Origin of the sequence: Sphingomonas epibiotica (assembly GCF_039615155.1) — a bacterium.
Classification (GTDB): Bacteria; Pseudomonadota; Alphaproteobacteria; order Sphingomonadales; family Sphingomonadaceae; genus Sphingomonas.
On record NZ_JBDGHY010000006.1, the window covers coordinates 37,416 to 56,322 of the forward strand.

Here is an 18,907-nt window from a genome sequence, read left to right on the forward strand (position 1 = left end):
AGCGATGCGCGCGCTGCTCCCCTGCCTGTTGCTGCTGACCGCCGCCTGTGACGGCGGTGCGACGCCGCCGCCGCAACCTGCCGCTACGGCCGGGACACGCGGGCTGGATACCACCGCGATGCGGGCGACCATCGCCGACGCCGAACGGCTTCCCCGCTTGCGGTCGCTGCTGGTGCTGCGCGATGGTCAGCCGCTGACCGAACGCGTATTCAATGGCGGCCCGCCGCTCGACCGACCGGTCAACATAAAGTCGGCGTCGAAGTCGGTGATGTCGGCGCTGGTCGGTATCGCCATCGAACGCGGCGTGTTCACCGGCGTCGACCAGCCGGTGCTGCCGATCCTGCGCGGCGATGCGCCCGCCGATCCTGATCCCCGGCTCGCGCGGGTGACGATCGGCAATTTGTTGTCGATGCAGGCCGGGCTGGAGCGGACCTCGGGCGAATATTACGGACGCTGGGTATCGAGCCCCAATTGGGTCCGCTTCGCGCTGTCGCGGCCGTTCGTCGCCGATCCGGGAACGGCGATGCTCTATTCGACCGGATCGACCCATTTGCTGTCGGCGGCGCTGACCAAGGCGAGCGGGCGCAATACGCTCGCCAATGCCCGCGACTGGCTGGGCGAACCGCTCGGGATCACCATTCCGGTCTGGCCCGCCGACCCGCAGGGCATTTACTTCGGCGGCAACGAGATGCGGCTGTCGCCGCGCGCGCTGGCCCGGTTCGGCGAACTCTATCGCCTCGATGGAGTGGTGGGCGGCAAGCGCATCCTGCCGGCCGACTGGGTGCGGACCAGCTGGACGCCGCGCGCGGTGTCGCCGTGGAGTGGGCAGGCCTATGGCTATGGCTGGTTCCTGACCGAGATGCGCGGTCACCCGGTGCGCTTCGCCTGGGGCTATGGCGGGCAGATGGTCTATGTCGTTCCCGACCTGCGCCTCACCGTCGTCATGACCTCGGTGGCTGACGCCGCGCGCGACAATGGCCATATCGACGCGCTGCACCGGCTGGTGGCGGACGGGGTGATCCCGGCGGCCGAGGCGGGGGCCGGAATGCCATCAACAGGTGCAACCGTTCGTCCTGAGTAGCTGTTGAGCTTGTCGAAACAGCATATCGAAGGACCGTCAGAGGTGCTTCGATACGGGTCTTCGACTTCGCTCAGCCCCTACTCAGCACGAACGGAGTGGACTGGGCCAGTCGCCTCAAACCGTGACGATCGCCTTCAGCACGCTGTCCGCCTCATCGATCAGTTGCGGCATCCGCTTCGGTGCCTCATCGATCGACAGGCGGTGCGTGGCGATGCGATCGGTCGCGATCCGGCCGCTGCGGATGCTGGCGATGACATGGTCGAAATCGACCGACAGCGCGTTGCGGCTGGCGCGCAGCGTCGTCTCGCGCTTGTGGAATTCGGGATCGGCAAAGACCAGATCGTCCTTGCACACGCCGACCAGCGTATAGTCGCCGCCATGCGCGACATAAGCGAGGCCGGCGCGCATCGCCGCGATATTGCCGGTGGCGTCGAACACCTGATCGAACATCTCGCCATCGGTCATCGCCGCCAGCGTCCTGGCCAGCGTCACATCGGCGACCACCGTCTCCTCGAAACCGAATTGCGCGCGGGCATAGTCGAGCCGTGGCGTCCGCGTATCGGCCAGCACGATCCGCTCTGCTCCCGCGATCTGCGCGAACAGCGCGGTGCCCACGCCGATCGGTCCGGCGCCCACCACCAGCACCCGGTCGCCCGCGCCGACCTCCGCCCGCCGGATTGCATGCGCGCCGATCGCGAGGAACTCGACCATCGCCGCCTGGTCGAGGCTGAGGCCGGTCGCATCGACCACCGCCGCCTCGGGTACCGCCATCCATTCGCACAGCCCGCCATCGACATGCACGCCGAGCACGCGGATTGCTGCGCAGCAATTGGGTTTGCTGCGCCGGCACGCGCGACAGGTGCCGCACGGCAGATAGGGGTTGACCGTGACCACCTGTCCGACCGCCAGGCCGCTGCCCGCCGGAGCCTCGACGACCTCGGCCGCCAGTTCGTGGCCGATCAGGCGGGGATATTCGAGGAACGGATGCTTGCCGGCATAGATGTGATAGTCGGTGCCGCACAGCCCGACACGCCGCATGCGCAGCAGCACCTCGCCCGCCGCCGGACGGGGCGGTTCGCGGGACTCGAGGCGCAGGTCGAACGGCTCGGCGCAGACCAGCGCCTTCATGCGGCAAGCCCCCGCCCCGACAGGATCAGCGCGACACCGATCGGATGGCGCGCGGCGGCGGGCAGCGTCACCTCTAGGGCATCGCCGGTGCGCCGGAACGAAAGCGGCGTGGCGTCGCCGGCCAGGGTCACGCGGCGCACCTCGCCGGTCAGCGTCGGGTCGTCGCTGCCGAGCAGCGTCAGTCGCACAACATTATCTTCGGGCCAGCCGAGCACCAGCGCATGTAGGTCGTCGCCGCGCGTCGCGTAGCGGATGTCCTTCGCACCATAGGGCGACTTCGGACCGCCTTCCGAGAACAGCCCCTGTCCCGCGCGGGTCGGTCCCTCGCCGAACCGCTTCCACGGCCGCGTCGCATAGATCGCGCTGCCGAAGCGCTGCATCCAGTCGCCGATCTCGCCGACGATCCGCTCTTCCTTGTCGTCGATCGTGCCGTCGCCGCGCATCGGCACCGACAGCATCAGATTCCCGTTTTTCGACACGACATCGCACAAAGTATGGATGACGGTGGCCGCGGACTTGTATCCGTCGCGCGCGGCCAGATCGGCGTCATAGTGCCAGTTGCCCAGGCAAGTATCTGTCTGCCAAGGGAAACGCTCGATATAGCTCTTGCCGCCACGTTCAACGTCATCGACAATTCCCATACGCCGCTGCGGCGGCGTCGTCTTGGCGGTAACCACGGCTTCCAACCGGCCGCCATTCCATGCCATCGACTGGTTGTAATACCATGCGGTCAGGTCGAGCCCGTGCTGTTCGAGCGGCAGGTCGAAATTATCAAAATAGACCATATCCGGGCGGTACTGCTCGATCAGGTCGCGGCAACGCAGTTCCCAGTTACGCGCGAAGTCGCTGCTGGCCGGCACGCCCTCGGTCCATAGCCGATCGGTTGCCTCGTGCCATAAATCGGCTTCCGCGCGGGTGCGGATGCCGTCGGGCATCGGCATGTGCCGCCCGGTATAGAGTTGCTGCGGGTCGAGCCCGTCCCACCATTTGCCGCGTCCCTGTGCCGCGGTCAGCTTGTACGCGTCGTAGCGCTGGCCGGCGCGCGGTCCGTCGGGGTCATAGCCATAGGCCGGCTGGTTCCAGTGCCACGCATGCGCCGAATGGTTCGATACGCCGAAGCGAAGCCCGCGTTCACGCGCCAGTTTCGCCCAGGTGCCGACAATGTCGCGCTTCGGCCCGACCCGCGTCGTGTTCCATGGGTGATGGCGTGAGGCATAGGCGTCGAGATTGTCGTGGTGATTGGCCAGCGCCATGAAGTAGCGGGCGCCGGCTTTCTTGTAGATGTCGAGTAAGCGGGCGGGGTCCCAGCGGTCGGCCTTCCACAGATTCTGGATCTCGATGAAGCCGCGATCGGCGGGATGGCCATAGGTTTTCAGGTGATGCGCATAGGCACGGCTGCCCGGCAGATACATATCGCGGGCATACCAGTCGCCCGCCTCCGGCACGCATTGCGCGGTCCAGTGCGCCCAGATGCCGAACTTCGCATCGCGGAACCAGTCGGGCGTGCTGTACCCGGAGGTCAGCGATTGCCAGTCGGAGGTGAAGCGCGCCGGCGGCGGCACCTTCAGCGCGCGGCCTGCGCCCATCGGCGTCGGCTGGGTCGTCACCGCCGACGCCACCGCCGGTGCCATCGCGGTCGCAGCGAGGCTGCCGCCGATCATCTCGCGCCGTGTCGCCTTCATCATTCTCTCCTACAGATCGAGGTCCAGCCGATAGAAGCGACCGGCACTTCGTCCCCACACCGCCCGCCGTTCGTCGTCGGACAGGTCCGACAACAGCGCCGCATAGGCCGACAGCGTCGCATCGAGCCCCGCCGCCAGCCGGTCGGTCGGGAAATTGGTCGCGATCATCACCCGGTCGGGACCGAAGCGGTCGATCACCTCGCCGACGATCGGCGCGAGCACCGCTTGGTCGAGCGCTGGATCGATAAAGCCCGCCCCCGACAGCTTGATCGCGGCATGCGGCAGGTCGGCAAAGGCGATCAGCCCGCGCCGCCACTCGTCCAGCCCATCGGACAGGATCGGCAGCGCGAGGTGGTTGAGCACCACCGGCACGTCGGGATGCGCGCGCGCCAGTTCGACCAGCCCCGCCAGTTGCGGCGGAAAGCCGTGAAAATCGAAGCTCAGCCCATATTTACCGAGCAGGCCATAGCCTCGCGCCCAGTCCGGATCGCGGGTCAGGTCGCGGTCATAGGCGCGGCGCGCCGCATCGCGCGGGTGCCAGTTGATAAGGTGGCGGATACCGCGCACGCCCGGTCGCGCCGCCTGCCATGCCAGTTCGCTCTCGACATCCGCCCGGTCGAGCGCGACGCGGGCGACGATCGCATTCGGCAGGCCGTCCGCCGCCGCGACCCTGGCGAGCCACTCGGTCTCGGCCCGCCCCTGATCGGGATGCGCCCCGGCATCGACATGCACCGCACCGACCAGATTCCACGCCGCCGTCTCGCGCCGATAGTCGTCGATCCGGTAATCGGGCGCGATCGCCGCCTGCGCCGGATCGTCGAGCCATGGATAGCGCAGCACGGCATGGTCCCACAGGTGGAAATGCGCGTCGACGAACGGCGAGCGATGGTCGTCGCCTGCGGTCACCGCCGTCCCTGTCGCTGCCGACGCATCGATGCCGCCTCACCCACAGGCCGCTTGCCGATGCGCGACCTTTTTATGGGTGCGATCCTAATTCGCGAAACGGCCCGGTGGCAAGCGATCAGTCGTCGGTCAGCGGCAGCGCGGCAGCGCGATCCTCATACATGCGCTGAAACCGGGCATGGATCGTCCGGCTGGCATCGTCGCATCGTTCGCCCTGTCGCCGATGCTGGTCGGCGCGCTTGAGCAGATAGTCGCGGTCCTCGGGCTCGGGGATCACGTGCGGCTGGGGCGGGGTCTGGTTGGGCATGGCCGATCCTACCTCCGCCACCGGGTCCGCCATATCGTGCAGAACTACCGCATGCCGGGTAGATTTGCGTCAGCGTCCGACACGAAACAGCTTCGGCGCGAACTGGTTGAGATAGCTGCGCCAATTGCCCCATTCATGCCCGCCCTCGCTTTCGACATAGGTGTAGCGGATGCCGTATTTGTCGAGCATCGCCCGCGTCGGCGCGACCGTGCCGTACAGGAAATCGGTCTTGCCCATGCCGTACCAGACGAGCTTCATGTCCTTTGCCGAACGACGCAGCCCGGCGGCATTGCGCGTTTCATAGTCGGCAATCTCCTTCGCGGGATCCTGAAACCCCAGTCCCATCGAGAAGATGCCGGCATAGCGGAACAGGTCGGAGCGCGGCAGGCCGAAGTTCAGCGTATGCGCGCCGCCCATCGACAATCCCGCCATCGCCCGCATTTCGGGCTTCGCGACGGTGCGATAGCTGCGATCGATCAGCGGGATCAGGTCGGTGGTCAGGTCGCTGCCGAAATCTGTGTTGACCAGCATGTTCTGGTTCGGCCGCATCGGCGTATGGCCGGCGGGCATGACGACGATCATCGGCACCGCCTGTCCGGCGGCGATCAGATTGTCGAGGATGTACTGGGCATGGCCGATGCTGGTCCAGCTATCGTCGCTGTCGCCGGCACCATGGACCAGATACAGTACCGGATAGCGCCGCGCATCGCCGGTATAGCCCGGCGGGGTATAGACATGCGCCCGCCGCTTCAGCCCCAGACCGTTCGACCAATATTCGATCGTGCCGACGACGCCGTGCGCGACGTCCTTGCGATATTCCTGAAATGCGGCAGCGGGACCGGGAACCTCGAACACGCTGGTCACCCCGGTCAGCCGTTCGGACACCATCGTGCCCTGCGGATCGGGTACCGGGGCGCCATCGACCTGAAAGCTGAAGCGATAGGGCGCGGCGGGTACCGCGCGGCCGGTCGTGCCGGTCCACAGCCCGGTCGCATCCCGGGTCAGCGCCAGCCCGTTGGCGACGCCATCGGTCGCACCGCCGGGGATCAGGTCGCCCAGATCGGGGCTGATGACCTTCGCCTCGCGCGCGAGGGGAGCGCACAGCCGGAACGTTACCCGTCCGTCGGACAGGACCTCGACCGATTTGTACGGCGGCTGCATGTCGAGCCAGCTTTTCGGCAGGCAATTGGCAACCGGCGCGGCAGGAGCCGGCGTTTGCGCCGACGCGACCGCCGGCCATAGCGCAGATGCCGATATCGCGAGCAAAACCCGTGCCTTCATCGATCCCTCCCCCTGGTTCGTTGCGACCATGGTTGGGGAAAGTCGTCGGTCGCGCAACGGAAAATTGGCGGTGTGGAAGACGACAGGCAGAACGGTTCCTGCTACATAGGCACGAACGCGACCAGCGTTGGTCGCCCGCACCTTCCGCGGCTGCGCCGCTCCTTCCCTCTCCCGGTTGGAGAGGGAAAGACGCCCATCTTCGTATGGCAGGCCGTCTCTTTTTCGCCGCGTCACGGCGGTGGCATCAGTGTTTCATCGCAGCACGGCGTACCGCACTACCGCACCGTCCACTCCCAGACGCCGGCATCGGCCGGCACCTGCAGCCGCAGATAGCGGACCTGGGCCGGGTGGCTGAGGTCGATCCGTGATCCGGTCGCTTGGACCACCGTCGCCAGCTTCCGCCAGACCCGCCCGTCGCGCGATCCTTCCACCGACAGCGTGTAGCGCTGCGTCGGAAAGCGCATGCGCAGCGCGCTGCCGCTGACCGATCGCACTGCGCCCAGATCGGCGGTGAGTTGCGGAGCAGCCCCCTTGGCCGGTGCCCACCATGTCGCATAATTGTCGTCGGCCGCGCGTTCCGGTCCGTGCAGCTTGTCGCTGCCCTGCCCGCTTGCCCGCCAGCGCAAGCCGGCGTCGCGCCGTGCGGCGAAGCCGTTCACCGCGCTGCCATGGCTTGGCACCACCTTCGCAATACTACCATCGGCACGGATCGTCAGCGGATCGACCGCTAGCTGGCGCAGCACGGCGTCACCAGGCGGCGGAAAGGGCAGGCCCTGTCGGTGATAGAGGATATAGGGCTGACCGCCCGAGCGGAACACGGCATGATGACCGGGGCTGATGACCTGCCGTGCCGCGTCGGTCGACAGGATCGGGCTGTCCGGCCCTTCGCGGAACGGCCCGAACGGCGTGTCGCCGATCGCGTAGCGGACCTTGTAGGTATCGGTGGTCGTCTTCCCGTCGCTATAGGTCAGCAGATAGTGTTTTCCCTGCCGGACCATGAACGGCCCTTCGAAATAATTGGGCGGGGTGACGTCGCGCGGGGGTCCGTCGAACGTCACCATGTCAGGCTTAAGCTTCACAACGAAGCAATGGCCGTTCACCCAGTTCAGCCCCGATCCCCAATAGAGATAGGCCTGCCCATCCTCGTCGATGAACGCTTCGGCGTCGATCATGTGATAGCGCAGGTCGAAATTCTTGTTGATCAGCGGCTTGCCGCCATTGGCGTCGGCCCATGGCCCGGCGGGCGAGGCGGCGCTGCCGACCCACACCTCACTGCCGACCGAGACATACATGTACCAGCGGCCATTGGCGGCCTTTACCACCGACGGGGCCCAGACCTTCGAATCGCCCGAGGTCGGGCTGGTTGCCGCCGCCTTGGTCGGCCAGTTGGGCATGGAGAAGCGCCAGTCGCGGCCATTGTCCGACGTCCACAGTCCCAGCCGGTCGTCGCCCCATGGATCGATGGTGGCGAAGATGTACCAGCGGTTGCCGTCGCGCACGATCGAGGGATCGGCGAAATAGCCCGGCAGCAGCGGATTAGCCGCACCGGGGCTGTCCCAGCGCGGCGCTGGGGCGGCGGCGGCGACCAGCAAGGCTGCTGCCAGCGGCGCCGCGACACGTACGCCGCGCATCACTGCGGCTCCGTCGCGCGGGCGGGACGGGCCTTGTCGGGTGTCGTCCCCTCGCCGCTGAACGGTTCGAGGCGGAAGGCGATGCGCGTCGGCACCAGCTTCGTGCGATATTCCATGTGCGGCTGACCGACATGGCTCCACGTCGTATCGCCGCCCACGCCCCATTGCGCGGCGTCGATGTTCAACGACACCTGATCGTGCGGCACGATATCGCTCGACTTCCACGTGCCGGGCTGGCGCCGGTCGAGGTCGCTATAGGGGAAGGCCAGCGCCTGCATCATCAACGGCGTTTCGCCGACGACGCGAACCCCGCGCCCGACCCCGCTCAGTTCCATCCAGCGGACATCGACCTTGTTGCCGGTATCCTGCGGCCGCATGTAATCGTGGTTCTGGTCGGCGATGGCGCCCCGCCACAGCCCGATCGCGGCGCTGGTCTTGCGATCGACATAGCTTTCGTGCGGGCCGCGGCCATACCATTCGACGGTCTTGAGCGAGGTCGGCAGCGTATAGGCCATGCCGATGCGGATCGGGGCAGTCAGGTCGCTTTTCAGCGGCACGAAGTCGCCGACCACCGCCACCGAACCATCGCCGGCCATGGTATAGGTAGTGACGAACGATGCCGCGCCCGCGCCCATTTCATAATCGACGCGCACGCTGGCCGTACCGTCGGCGCCGCGTTCAGTCGTGACCGAGCGGACCTGCCGGTTGGCAGCGACCGGATCCCAGGCGGCGGTGTCGGCTAGGTTGCCGTTGGCGAGGTCGTTGTCGGTCGGCGCACGGTGGAAATTGGGTGCGCCGCCCTGCACCAGCGTGGTGCCGCCGCTGCGATAGCCTTCTAGCAAGCCGGTCTTGCGATCGATCGACAGCGATGCGCCGTTCGCCGACAGGCGGACCGCATCGGCGCTGTCGGCGACCGTGACATTCCCCTTGCGCACCGCGACCGGTGCCACCGACTTGCCGAGCGCGAACTGTTCCCAGCCGACGATGTAGTTGGCCGGGACCATCGGCACCGCGCCCTGCTTGGCGCGCGCGCGGACCGTCACGAAATATTCGGCGCCCGGTTTGCGCTGCAGCGCGGTCAGCGGCACGGTGACTGCCTCGGTACCATGCGCGACGGTGGTCAGCGGCGGCAATTGCCCGGTCGCTACGGCCACCCCGTCCTCCTCGATCACCCAGTCGAAGGCGAAGCCCGACAGGTCGCGGAAATCATGGCGGTTGCGAACCGTCAGGCGGCCGGTCGCGGGATCGAACCCCTCGAACTGGATCGGGGAGAGGACCTTCTGCACCTCATAGAGCTGCGGATTTGGGGTGCGGTCGGGCTGGTTCAGCCCGTCGCCGAATTCGATATCGCCGCCCGGATTGGGGCCGTATTCGCCACCGTCACCCCAATAGCGCTTGCCGTCCTTGTTCGTCCGATACATCGACTGGTCGACCCAGTCCCAGATGAAGCCGCCCTGCAGCTTGTCGGGATAGCGGTAGATGGTGTCCCAATATTCCTTGAAATTGCCGCCCGAATTGCCCTGCATATGGGCATATTCGCACTGGATCATCGGCTGCTTGCGGCTCGGATCCTTGGCCCAGTCGACCATCTTTTCGACGTCGTCGTACATCGGCGCATAGATATCGACGTAAGGGTTGGGCGCGTGGTTCCAGTCGAGCGTGCCCCAGCCGAGATAGGAGACCAGCCGGCCGCTGTCGCGCTTGCGGATCGCCGCTGCCGCCTTTTCGAAATTCGGACCGATGCCGGCCTCGTTGCCGAGCGACCAGAAGATGACCGAGGGGTGGTTCTTGTCACGCTCGACCATGTTCATCACACGGCTGACATGCGCGCCTTCCCATGCGGGATCGAAGCCGATCTGCAGCTTCGGGCGCAATTCCGGGTTCTTGTTCGCGTAATCCATATACGCGTGGCTCTCGATATTGGCCTCGTCCATCACATACATGCCCATCTCGTCGGCCAGCGCGTACCAACGCGGGTCGTTGGGATAGTGCGAGGTGCGGATCGCATTGAAGTTGTTACGCTTCATCAACTCCATGTCACGGCGCATCGATTCGTCGGAAATGACGTGGAACGTCACCGGATCGTGCTCGTGGCGGTTGATGCCGCGGATCACGATCGGGCGGCCATTGACCGTCACCTTGCCGTTCAGCATCCGCACGTCGCGGAACCCGATACGCTGCGGCGTCGACTGGATCACCCGGCCCTGCGCATCGACCAGTTCGACCAGCAGCGTGTAGAGATTGGGCGTCTCCGCGCTCCACTGCCGCACCCCCGGCACATCGGCCTTCAGCGTGACCGCGCGCGCATCGCCGCGCCCGCCGACCGCCGCCTCGCGCGACAGGACTTCGCGGGTGCCGTCGAGTAGGACGATGCGCGCCCTGGCCGCACCCGTCCCCTTGACCGCGACGTCGACCGCCAGCCGACCGTCGCGAAATTGCGGGTCCAACCCGGCATGCACGAAGAAATCGGCAATCCGCGTTTTCGGCACCGCCGCGACATAGACTTCGCGTTCGATCCCCGACACGCGCCAGAAATCCTGATCCTCCAGATACGACCCGTCGGACCAGCGGATGACCTGTACCGCCACGGTGTTGCGGCCGGGCTTCACGACGCGGGTCACGTCGAATTCGGACGGCAGCTTGCTGTCCTCCGAATAGCCGACATCCTGTCCGTTGACCCAGACGCGATAGGCCGATCCCGCCGCCCCGATATGCAGGATCACATCGTCGCCGCTCCACGTCGCGGGCATGTCAAAATCGCGGCGGTAGGAGCCGGTTTCGTTGGTGTCGTGCGGCACGAGCGGGCGGTTGGCGGGAAACGGATAGGTGATGTTGTTGTATTTGGGCTGTCCATAGCCCTGCGCCTGCCACATCGCCGGCACCGGAATCGTCTTCCACCCCGACACATCATAACCCGGCGCCTGAAACCCCTTGGGCGCGCCGTCGACCGACGGGCTGAAGTTGAAGCGCCAGTCGCCGTTCAGCGACAGGAAACGGCTCGACTGCGCCCGATCACCGGCGAGTGCGCGGTCGCGGGTCTCGTACGCGAAGCCGGTCGCATGGGCCGGCATCTTGCCCCGAGCATAGACCGCCGGATTCTCCCAGTCGGGTCGGCTGGGATCGACCTGTACCGGATCGACCTGCGGCGCCTGCGCCATTGCCGGCATCGCCAATGCCATCACGCCGGCCCCGATCAGCATCCTGCTCAGCTTCACAACACTCTCCCGAACGCTAATTTTGTCTGACAATATACAATCAGGCTCGCGATGCAATCGGCGCGGCACAATGCGCGGCGATGAAAGCGCCATGCGGCGGCATCCGTCCCGCCGCCGCTGCAGTCACCGCCGCGATCCGTGCCAGCCGTTCGCGCGCTTCGTCGAGCGGCACCGCCATCGCCAACGGATCATGGCCGGCGGCGCGCACTCCCTGTCCATCGAGTACCGCCAGCCAGCTGGTCCGGGTGAACAGATCGTCCGCCTCGCGATACACCCGCCCCGTCGCGCGATATTCGGCGATGCGGTCGGCCAGCGTGTCGGGCACGGCCATGGTGCGGACATGGTCCCAATAGGGCGTATCGTCACGCGCGGTGGCGTGGAAATGCAGGATGATGAAGTCGCGGATGCCGTCGAACTCGGCCGCCATCAACCGGTTGTAGCGCCGCACCATCGCCGGATCGGGATCGCGATCCGGCAGCATTTCGAGCAACCGGGCGATCCCCGCCTGGATCAGGTGGATGCTGGTCGATTCAAGCGGTTCGAGAAAGCCGGTCGAAAGCCCCAGCCCGACGCAATTGCCGATCCAGCATTGCTGCCGCCGACCGGTACGGAAACGCAGCATGCGCGGATCGGCGAGCGGTGCGCCGTCAAGATTGGCCAGCAGCGTCGCGGTCGCTTCGTCCTCCGAACAATGCGCACTCGAAAAGACATAGCCATTGCCGGTGCGATGCTGGAGCGGGATGCGCCACTTCCAGCCCGCCGCGCACGCGGTCGATCGGGTATAGGGGGTCGGCGGTCCGACATTGGCGCTGGGTACGGCGACCGCCCGGTCGTTGGGCAGCCAGTGCGACCAGTCCTGAAACCCGCTGCCCAGCGTTTCGCCGAGCAGGAGCGAGCGGAACCCCGAACAATCGATGAAGAAGTCGGCAGCGATCTGCCTGCCATCGGCGAGCGTCACGCGCTCGATCCGGCCGTCCGCGGCATCGCGTACCACATCGACCACCTGCCCCTCGCGCCGGACCACGCCCGCCGCCTCGGCCAGCCGTCGCAGATAGGCGGCGTAGAGCGCGGCGTCGAAGTGGAACGCATAGCCGATATGGTGGAGCGGGGTGTTGCCGGGCGGGTCGAGCGGCCGCTGGAACCGGTTGCCCCGCGCCGCTGCCGCACAGATCGAATAGGCATCGAGCGGCCCCGCCGCCCCGGCGGCGCGCAGCCGGTGCCACATCGCCTCGAACGGGATCGGTCCGAAATCGATGCCGTACACGCCGAACGGGTGGAAATAGCGTTCGCCCTTCGCCCCCCAATCGACGAATTCGATGCCGAGCTTGAAACTGCCCTGCGTCGCGCGGACGAAATCATCCTCGTCGATGCCGAGCAGCGCATTGAACGCCTGAATCGGCGGGATCGTCGCCTCCCCCACCCCGACCGTGCCGATCGCTTCGGATTCGACCAGCGTGATCGCGACCGATCGGCCGAGGACCCGCGACAGGGCGGCGGCGGCCATCCAGCCAGCGGTGCCGCCGCCGACGATCGCGATGCTGGTCAGTGGCGCGCTCATGCCGCGACCGCGCATTGCAGGAAGAGATTGCCGGTCAGCCGCCCGCGACGCGGATCGTCGGCATGGTCGGGCACCCGTGCGATGAGTCCCGAATGGAGCAGCGCCGCGCGGTACAGCACGATCCGGTCGCGCACCGTCCGGCACTGGGCGATCGGTGCGAAGGCGGGATCGTCGCCCTGTCCGGGATAGCCATCGCTGGAGCGCCCCTCCTCCTTCCGCCGGGCGGCGTCATAGGCGGGCAGACGATCGGGATCGATGGTTTCAAAACCCGTCGCATTGTGGCGGAAGAAGCCGGTGCCGCCCTGATCCCCGGCGCACAGATAATGGACCGCCGCGAATTGCAGCCGGTCGGCGGCATCGACATGCGGCGCGCGCTGCTCGACCGACAGTTCGGCCGGATCGGTCGTCACCAGCGAGAAATTGCCGCGCGCGCGGACCGGGCGCAGTGCCTGTCCGCCGAAATGGCGGGAAAGCAGCGGCAGAACATCGCGGACCAGCCCGTCGATATAGGCGGTCGGTGCGGTGCCGAGCAGACCGGGATAATGGCTGCCGACGCTGGCTGCCGGTGCGAAGGTGGCGCGGGTCGCGGCGTGATCGACCAACGCATCGGCCGCGCCGGTTGCGCCGTCGATCACGACGACGGGTTCGCGTTCGTTCCCGACATGGTGGACGGTCACCCGATCCAATGCGATCCGCATCGAAACTCTACCCCAAAAAATTGCCGGCGTGGCGGACGTCACCACGCCGGCAGGTGGGGATCAATAGGTCGCGCGGACCGACAGGCCGAAACGGCGGTCGTTCAGCTGATATTGCAGCGGTGCCGACGGCGTGCCGATGTAGAGCACGTTCATGCGGTTGTTCAGGTTCACGACGTCGGCTGATACGGCGATCTTGTCGGTCAGGTTGTAGCTGATCGACGCGTCGAGCGAGGCATAGGGCTTGGCGAACTGGCCCTGGCCGTTGGCGCCGCTGCCGGTCGTCTGTTCGAGATAGCTCGACCGCCAGTTCCACGCGACGCGGGCGGTGATCGGCCCCTTTTCGTACAGGCCGATCAGGTTGTAGCTATGCTTCGACAGCTTCTCGAGCGGCAGCGACGACGGCAGGTTGTTGGCCGACGACGAGAACGGATTTTCCACGTTCGAATCGACATAGGTGTAGTTGGCCTGCACCCCCAAGCCGCTCAGCAGACCGGGCAGGAAGTCGAAGAACTGCTGATAGCCGGCCTCCAGACCCTTGACCGTGCCGTCGCCCGAATTGACCGACGAATTCACATTGTACGACCGTCCGCCATAGGTGCCGATGAACCGGCCGCTCGACAGGAAGCCGTTGACCGACTTGTAGAACAGGCCGGCGGTCAGCGATCCGGTCGGCGCGAAATACCATTCGGCGGTCAGGTCGAGATTGTCCGACTTGATTGGGCGCAGATACGGGTTGCCCGAATTGGCGAAGGGCAGCCCGTTGCTGGGATCGACCTGGTTCGGATTCTGCAACGTGACGTTGGTCGACAGCACGTCGAAGTTCGGCCGCGCGACCCCCTTCGAATAGGCGAAGCGCATCTGGAACTGGTCGGTGAAGCGGGCGCGGATGTTCACGCTCGGCAGGACGTTGGTATAGTCGTTGCCGACCGACAGCGGCGATACGCTGCCATCGTTGTTGAACTGGGTACCGATCGACGTCGTCTTGGTCTTGACGATGCGAACGCCCAGACCGCCGTCGAACCGCACGCCGCCGGCGTCGAAGGCGTAATCGGCGATGCCCCACGCGGTATAGGTCTTTTCGGTCTGGGTATTGAGGTCGCCCGGCGTGAACGCGTCCTTGGTCTGCGCACCAAACAGCGCGTAGAGCGCCTTGGTCTGTTCCCAGACACCGTCGCCCGTCGGGAAGGCCGGATAAAGGATGCCGCCGGTCACGGTGTTGCCGTCGAACCAGTTCTTCGACGGGCCCTTCATCGCCAGTTGCGGGAAGTTGGTAAGCGGAATCAGCGGCGTACCCTGCGGCACGTCGCGGCAGCCCGGCGCGATCCCCTGATACAGGCAGACGCCGTTCCACGTGCCGCGCAGCTCGATCGAGTTGTCGGCATAGCGCGCGCCACCGCGCAGCTTCTTCAGGAAATTGCCCTCGACCTCATATTCGAGGTCATAGGCGAGCGCGAGCGTATCGGCGTCGTTGCGCTGGAGCGAATCGGCGATGAACGGCAGCGAGTAATTGGCCGGATTGTTGAGCACCGACGGATCGGTCACGTCCCAGCGCGGATATTTGCCGCGCAGGTCGAAGATGACGGTCGACGGGTGCGGCGCGACCGTGCTGCCATATTGGCCGGTCGCATTCTGTCCGGTGCGGCTGTAAAGCGACAGGACATGGCCGTTGCGGTCGGCATTGTAATAGGACGTCAGATACTGGACGTCGAAGCTGACCTTGGCGCGGTCGGTCGCCTGCCATGCGGCGTTGAACGTCAGGTTCTGCGACGCGCTCCACAATTCCTGATCGAAACGGCCGGTCTCGAAGGTCTGCGGCGACAGCGAACCGCTGGTCGCATAGCCATTGTCGTTGAAGGTGAAGGCGGCGCCCGGCGTCGGCAGCGTATTGTACTGCGTCACCCGGCCCTGCGAATCATACTGGTTACCCGGCAGATTGTTGAAGTCATAGTAATAGGCGCCGGTGCGGTTGAACCAGTATTTGGTCCCCTGATATTGCGCGGTCAGCAAAAGGTCATCGCTTGCCTGCCACTGCACGGCGGCAGCGATGCCGAAGCGCTTGCGGTCGCCGGTATCGTCATAGACTTCGAAGCCATAGGGGATCTGCGCGTTGGACGGCGCATTGGCGATCGATCCGGGGCGTGCTTCGCCGAACGGGCCGGCGAGCAGGCCGTCCTGACGATACTGGCTCTTCGAATAGACCGCGTTCACCAACAGGCCGATCTCGCCGATGCTGGTGTCGTAGCGGTTGGAATAGAGGCCGGAAAAGGCATAGCCCGGCTTGTCGACCCGGTCGTAATAGTTGCCGCGGGCCGTAACGCTGATGACTTCCTTGTTCGAATCGAACGGCCGGCGCGTGCGCAGGTTGACCGCGCCGCCGACGCCGCCTTCGATGATGTTGGCGGGCGCGTTCTTGTACACGTCGATGCCCGAGAGCAGTTCGGGCGGGATCCCTTCGAGGTCGAAGGCGCGGCCGCCCGACGCCGAATAGACGGCACGGCCGTCGAGGAAATTCTGTACCTGGGTCAGGCCGCGGACGGTGATCGCCGGCTGGGTCCGGTGGTCGAAATCGGTGGCGCCTTCGCCATATCGGCGCTGGATCTGCACGCCGGTGATTCGCTGCAACGCTTCGGTGGTGTTGACGTCAGGGAGTTTGCCGATGTCCTGCGCGCTGACCGAATCGACGATCTGGTCGGAGTTACGCTTGATCGCCTGCGCGGTGCGAAGGCTCTCGCGCACGCCGGTCACAACGATATCGTCGCCGTCGACACCCTGTTCGGCGGCCTGGGCCGCATTGAGCGAACCGCTTGTCGGCGCTTCCTGCGCCACCGCGACCTGCGCCAGTCCGGCGATCCCCATCGCGGTCAGCGATGCGCCGAAACGGAACGAACTACGCAAAGAAGCCATCGTCATCCTCCCCTTTACCGGGCGGTCGTCGCGCATGATCGCCTCGTGACGCCGTCCAGTTGTCCGACTTAATAACCGTATCCTATTTGTTAAACAATATACCGTGTTGACGATTTTTCGGATTGCTTCAGGTTAGGGGTGCAGGAGCGAGGCACAGCATTGACGAACGACCGGAACACGGCATCGGCGCACGCGCAGACGGCACGCGATATCGGCATCGCCATCGTCACCGGACGCCATCCGCCCGGGTCGATCCTGCCCGGCGAATATGATCTGGCCGAGCAGCGCGGCATTTCGCGCGGCGTGGTGCGCGAAGCATTGCGGATGTTGTCGGGCAAAGGGCTGATCGTCAGCAAGCCGAAGACCGGCACGCGGGTGTGCGACCGCGGGCGGTGGAACCTGCTCGACCCCGACGTGCTGGCATGGATGTTCGAAGGGGAGCCGCCCGCCGGTTTCGTCGACAACCTGTTCCAGTTGCGGATGATCGTCGAACCGGCCGCCGCAGAACTGGCGGCGCAACTACGTACCGGCGAGCAATTGTCGCAAATGGGCCATGCGCTAGAGGAAATGGCGCGCCATGGCCTTGCGAGCGCCACCGGGCAGGCCGCCGACCAGCGTTTCCACCACATCATCCTCGAGGCGACCGCGAACGAATTGCTGGTCAGTCTGGCGGGAAGCATCGGGGCGGCGGTGCGGTGGACGACGATGTTCAAGCACCGCAAGAGCCGACAGCCGCGCGATTCGATCCCGCAGCATCGGCAGCTGTTCGGGGCGATCGCCGGCGGGGATGCGGCCGGGGCACGTGAGGCGACGGTCGCGCTGTTGCAACAGGCCCGCGAGGATACGCAATCGTCGATCGGATGACGTTTCAGGAAATGGATCAGCCGTCCACCATGTGATACTTGTCGGACAATAGGGGAATGATGATGGCGGTACGGCGGCGGACGATGCGAAAACTGGCGGCGATGCTGCTTCTGGCCGGCATGGCCACGCCGGCGGTGGCGCAGACGCCGACCGAGGCGGCACCGGCAACGGTCGCGATCAGGCTGCATGTCGCGACCGAACGGCCCGGGACGACCTTCGAAGGCTGGGGCACGGCGCTTGCCTGGTTCGCGAATGTCACCGGCGGCTATCCCGATGCGACGCGCGAGCGGCTGGCCGATCTGTTCTATGGTCCGGACGGGCTCGGCTGGACGATCGCGCGCTACAATATCGGCGGCGGCAATGCCGCCGATACGCCGCCCTATCTGCGCACCGGTGCCGCCGTGCCGGGGTTCTGGCGGCAACCGGTCGGTGCGTCGGGTACCGATTGGTGGCGTCCCGACGATTCGGCGATGTGGGACTGGTCGGCCGATGCCCGCCAACGCTGGTGGCTGGATGCGATCCGCAGCCGCGTCCGCCAGCCGATCTTCGAAGCATTCTCCAATTCACCGCCATGGTTCATGACCGTCAGCGGGCGGGTGTCAGGCGCGACCAAGGGCACCGACGACAATCTGCGCCCCGGTGCCGAGCCGCAATTCGCAGCCTATCTGGCGCGGGTGGTGGACGAACTGCAACGCCGCCACCGCATCACCTTCCGTACCCTATCGCCAGTCAACGAGCCGAATACCGATTACTGGTTCGCCGCCAATACGCAGGAGGGCGCGCACTGGAACCCGGTGCGACAGGGGCAGATGATCGATGCCGCCGATGCCGCGCTGAAGGCACGCGGGCTGAAGACGGTAATCGCCGCCCCCGACGAAACCAATTCGACGCTGTTCGTCGCCGACTGGGCCGGCTGGAGCGCGGCGACGCGGGCGCGGGTCGGGCAGTTGAACGTCCACAGCTACGGCAATATCCACCAGACCGCCGTCCGCGACATCGCGCGTGCCGCCAACATCCGCCTGTGGATGAGCGAGCACGACATGAGTGCCGACAAGGACCTCGAGAATTTCGAGAGCATGACGACGCCGCTGGCCTTTGCCGAGCATCTGGTCGGCGATTTCCGGCGGCTGGAACCGGCGGCATGGGTGTTCTGGCAGGCGGTCGAGACGTTGAGCGGGCGCAACGGCAAGCCGGGGTCGAACTGGGGCCTGATCAAGATGGACCTGACCGCATCCGCACCGGGTCCGCAATCGATCCACATCACCCGCAAATATTGGGCGATGGCCAATTTCAGCCGCTATATCCGGCCGGGATACCGGCTGGTCCCGATCGACGATATCGACAGCATCGCCGCCCTGTCACCGGATGGCGCGACATTGGTGGTGGTGCATGTGAACGCAGGTGTCGTCCGCCGCGACCTGTCGCTGGCCACTGCCGGTTATCGCCTGTCGGAGACGATCGTGACCGACGCGACGCACAATGCCGCGCCGGTCGCAGGACAGCAGATGGTGTCGCAGCCCCGGTCGGTCACGACCTTCGTCCTGCGCCGCTGATCGAAGCCGTTCGTCCTCAGTAGCGGTTGAGCTCGCCGAAACAGCGTATCGAAGGACCATTCAACGACGGATGCTTCGATACGGATCTTCGACAGGCTCAGC

At 65.9% G+C, this 18,907-nt stretch carries 13 protein-coding genes; 3 read left to right on the plus strand and 10 right to left on the minus strand.

Going from position 1 to position 18,907, the window contains the following annotated elements:
- Positions 1-4 precede the first annotated feature (4 nt).
- Positions 5-1,081, plus strand: coding sequence for a serine hydrolase domain-containing protein (locus AAIO73_RS12880; RefSeq protein ID WP_345878613.1), 1,077 nt, complete (start codon positions 5-7; stop codon positions 1,079-1,081).
- 114 nt (positions 1,082-1,195) lie between these two features.
- Here AAIO73_RS12880 and AAIO73_RS12885 read toward each other — a convergent pair whose 3' ends face one another.
- The 10 genes from AAIO73_RS12885 to AAIO73_RS12930 form a co-directional block, all read right to left on the minus strand.
- Positions 1,196-2,209: a zinc-binding alcohol dehydrogenase family protein gene (locus AAIO73_RS12885; RefSeq protein WP_345878614.1), complete on the minus strand. Its 1,014-nt coding sequence runs from the start codon at positions 2,207-2,209 to the stop codon at positions 1,196-1,198.
- The gene (locus AAIO73_RS12890; protein ID WP_526023808.1) at positions 2,206-3,891 is read right to left on the minus strand and encodes an alpha-L-fucosidase; all 1,686 of its coding nucleotides are present in this window, start codon (positions 3,889-3,891) and stop codon (positions 2,206-2,208) included. Before AAIO73_RS12890 ends, AAIO73_RS12885 begins: the two co-directional genes overlap by 4 nt.
- A gap of 9 nt (positions 3,892-3,900) precedes the next feature.
- Positions 3,901-4,797 carry an amidohydrolase family protein gene (locus AAIO73_RS12895; protein WP_345878619.1) on the minus strand — a complete coding sequence of 299 codons (897 nt, stop codon included), beginning with the start codon at positions 4,795-4,797 and terminating at the stop codon, positions 3,901-3,903.
- Between the two features lie 115 nt (positions 4,798-4,912).
- Positions 4,913-5,101, minus strand: a complete 189-nt coding sequence (locus AAIO73_RS12900; protein ID WP_345878620.1) for a hypothetical protein — start codon at positions 5,099-5,101, stop codon at positions 4,913-4,915.
- Between the two features lie 69 nt (positions 5,102-5,170).
- Positions 5,171-6,382 (minus strand): alpha/beta hydrolase, encoded by a 1,212-nt coding sequence (locus AAIO73_RS12905; protein ID WP_345878622.1) that lies wholly within the window; start codon positions 6,380-6,382, stop codon positions 5,171-5,173.
- A 275-nt stretch (positions 6,383-6,657) separates the two neighbouring features.
- On the minus strand, positions 6,658-8,013 hold the full coding sequence (locus AAIO73_RS12910; protein WP_345878624.1) for a family 43 glycosylhydrolase: 1,356 nt from the start codon (positions 8,011-8,013) through the stop codon (positions 6,658-6,660).
- Positions 8,013-11,213: a glycoside hydrolase family 2 TIM barrel-domain containing protein gene (locus AAIO73_RS12915; protein ID WP_345878869.1), complete on the minus strand. Its 3,201-nt coding sequence runs from the start codon at positions 11,211-11,213 to the stop codon at positions 8,013-8,015. The genes AAIO73_RS12910 and AAIO73_RS12915 overlap by 1 nt, the downstream gene beginning before the upstream one ends.
- 55 nt (positions 11,214-11,268) lie before the next feature.
- Complete coding sequence (locus AAIO73_RS12920; protein WP_345878626.1) at positions 11,269-12,786, minus strand: tryptophan halogenase family protein; 1,518 nt, start codon at positions 12,784-12,786, stop codon at positions 11,269-11,271.
- Positions 12,783-13,484, minus strand: coding sequence for a DUF6445 family protein (locus tag AAIO73_RS12925; protein ID WP_345878627.1), 702 nt, complete (start codon positions 13,482-13,484; stop codon positions 12,783-12,785). Before AAIO73_RS12925 ends, AAIO73_RS12920 begins: the two co-directional genes overlap by 4 nt.
- A 60-nt stretch (positions 13,485-13,544) precedes the next feature.
- Positions 13,545-16,388, minus strand: a complete 2,844-nt coding sequence (locus tag AAIO73_RS12930) for a TonB-dependent receptor (RefSeq protein WP_345878628.1) — start codon at positions 16,386-16,388, stop codon at positions 13,545-13,547.
- Positions 16,389-16,547: 159 nt separating this feature from the next.
- On the opposite strand from AAIO73_RS12930, the gene AAIO73_RS12935 reads away from it, so the two are divergent.
- Positions 16,548-17,252, plus strand: a complete 705-nt coding sequence (locus AAIO73_RS12935) for a FadR/GntR family transcriptional regulator (protein ID WP_345878629.1) — start codon at positions 16,548-16,550, stop codon at positions 17,250-17,252.
- Between the two features lie 56 nt (positions 17,253-17,308).
- Positions 17,309-18,805 (plus strand): glycoside hydrolase, encoded by a 1,497-nt coding sequence (locus AAIO73_RS12940; protein WP_345878630.1) that lies wholly within the window; start codon positions 17,309-17,311, stop codon positions 18,803-18,805.
- Positions 18,806-18,907: the final 102 nt, after the last annotated feature.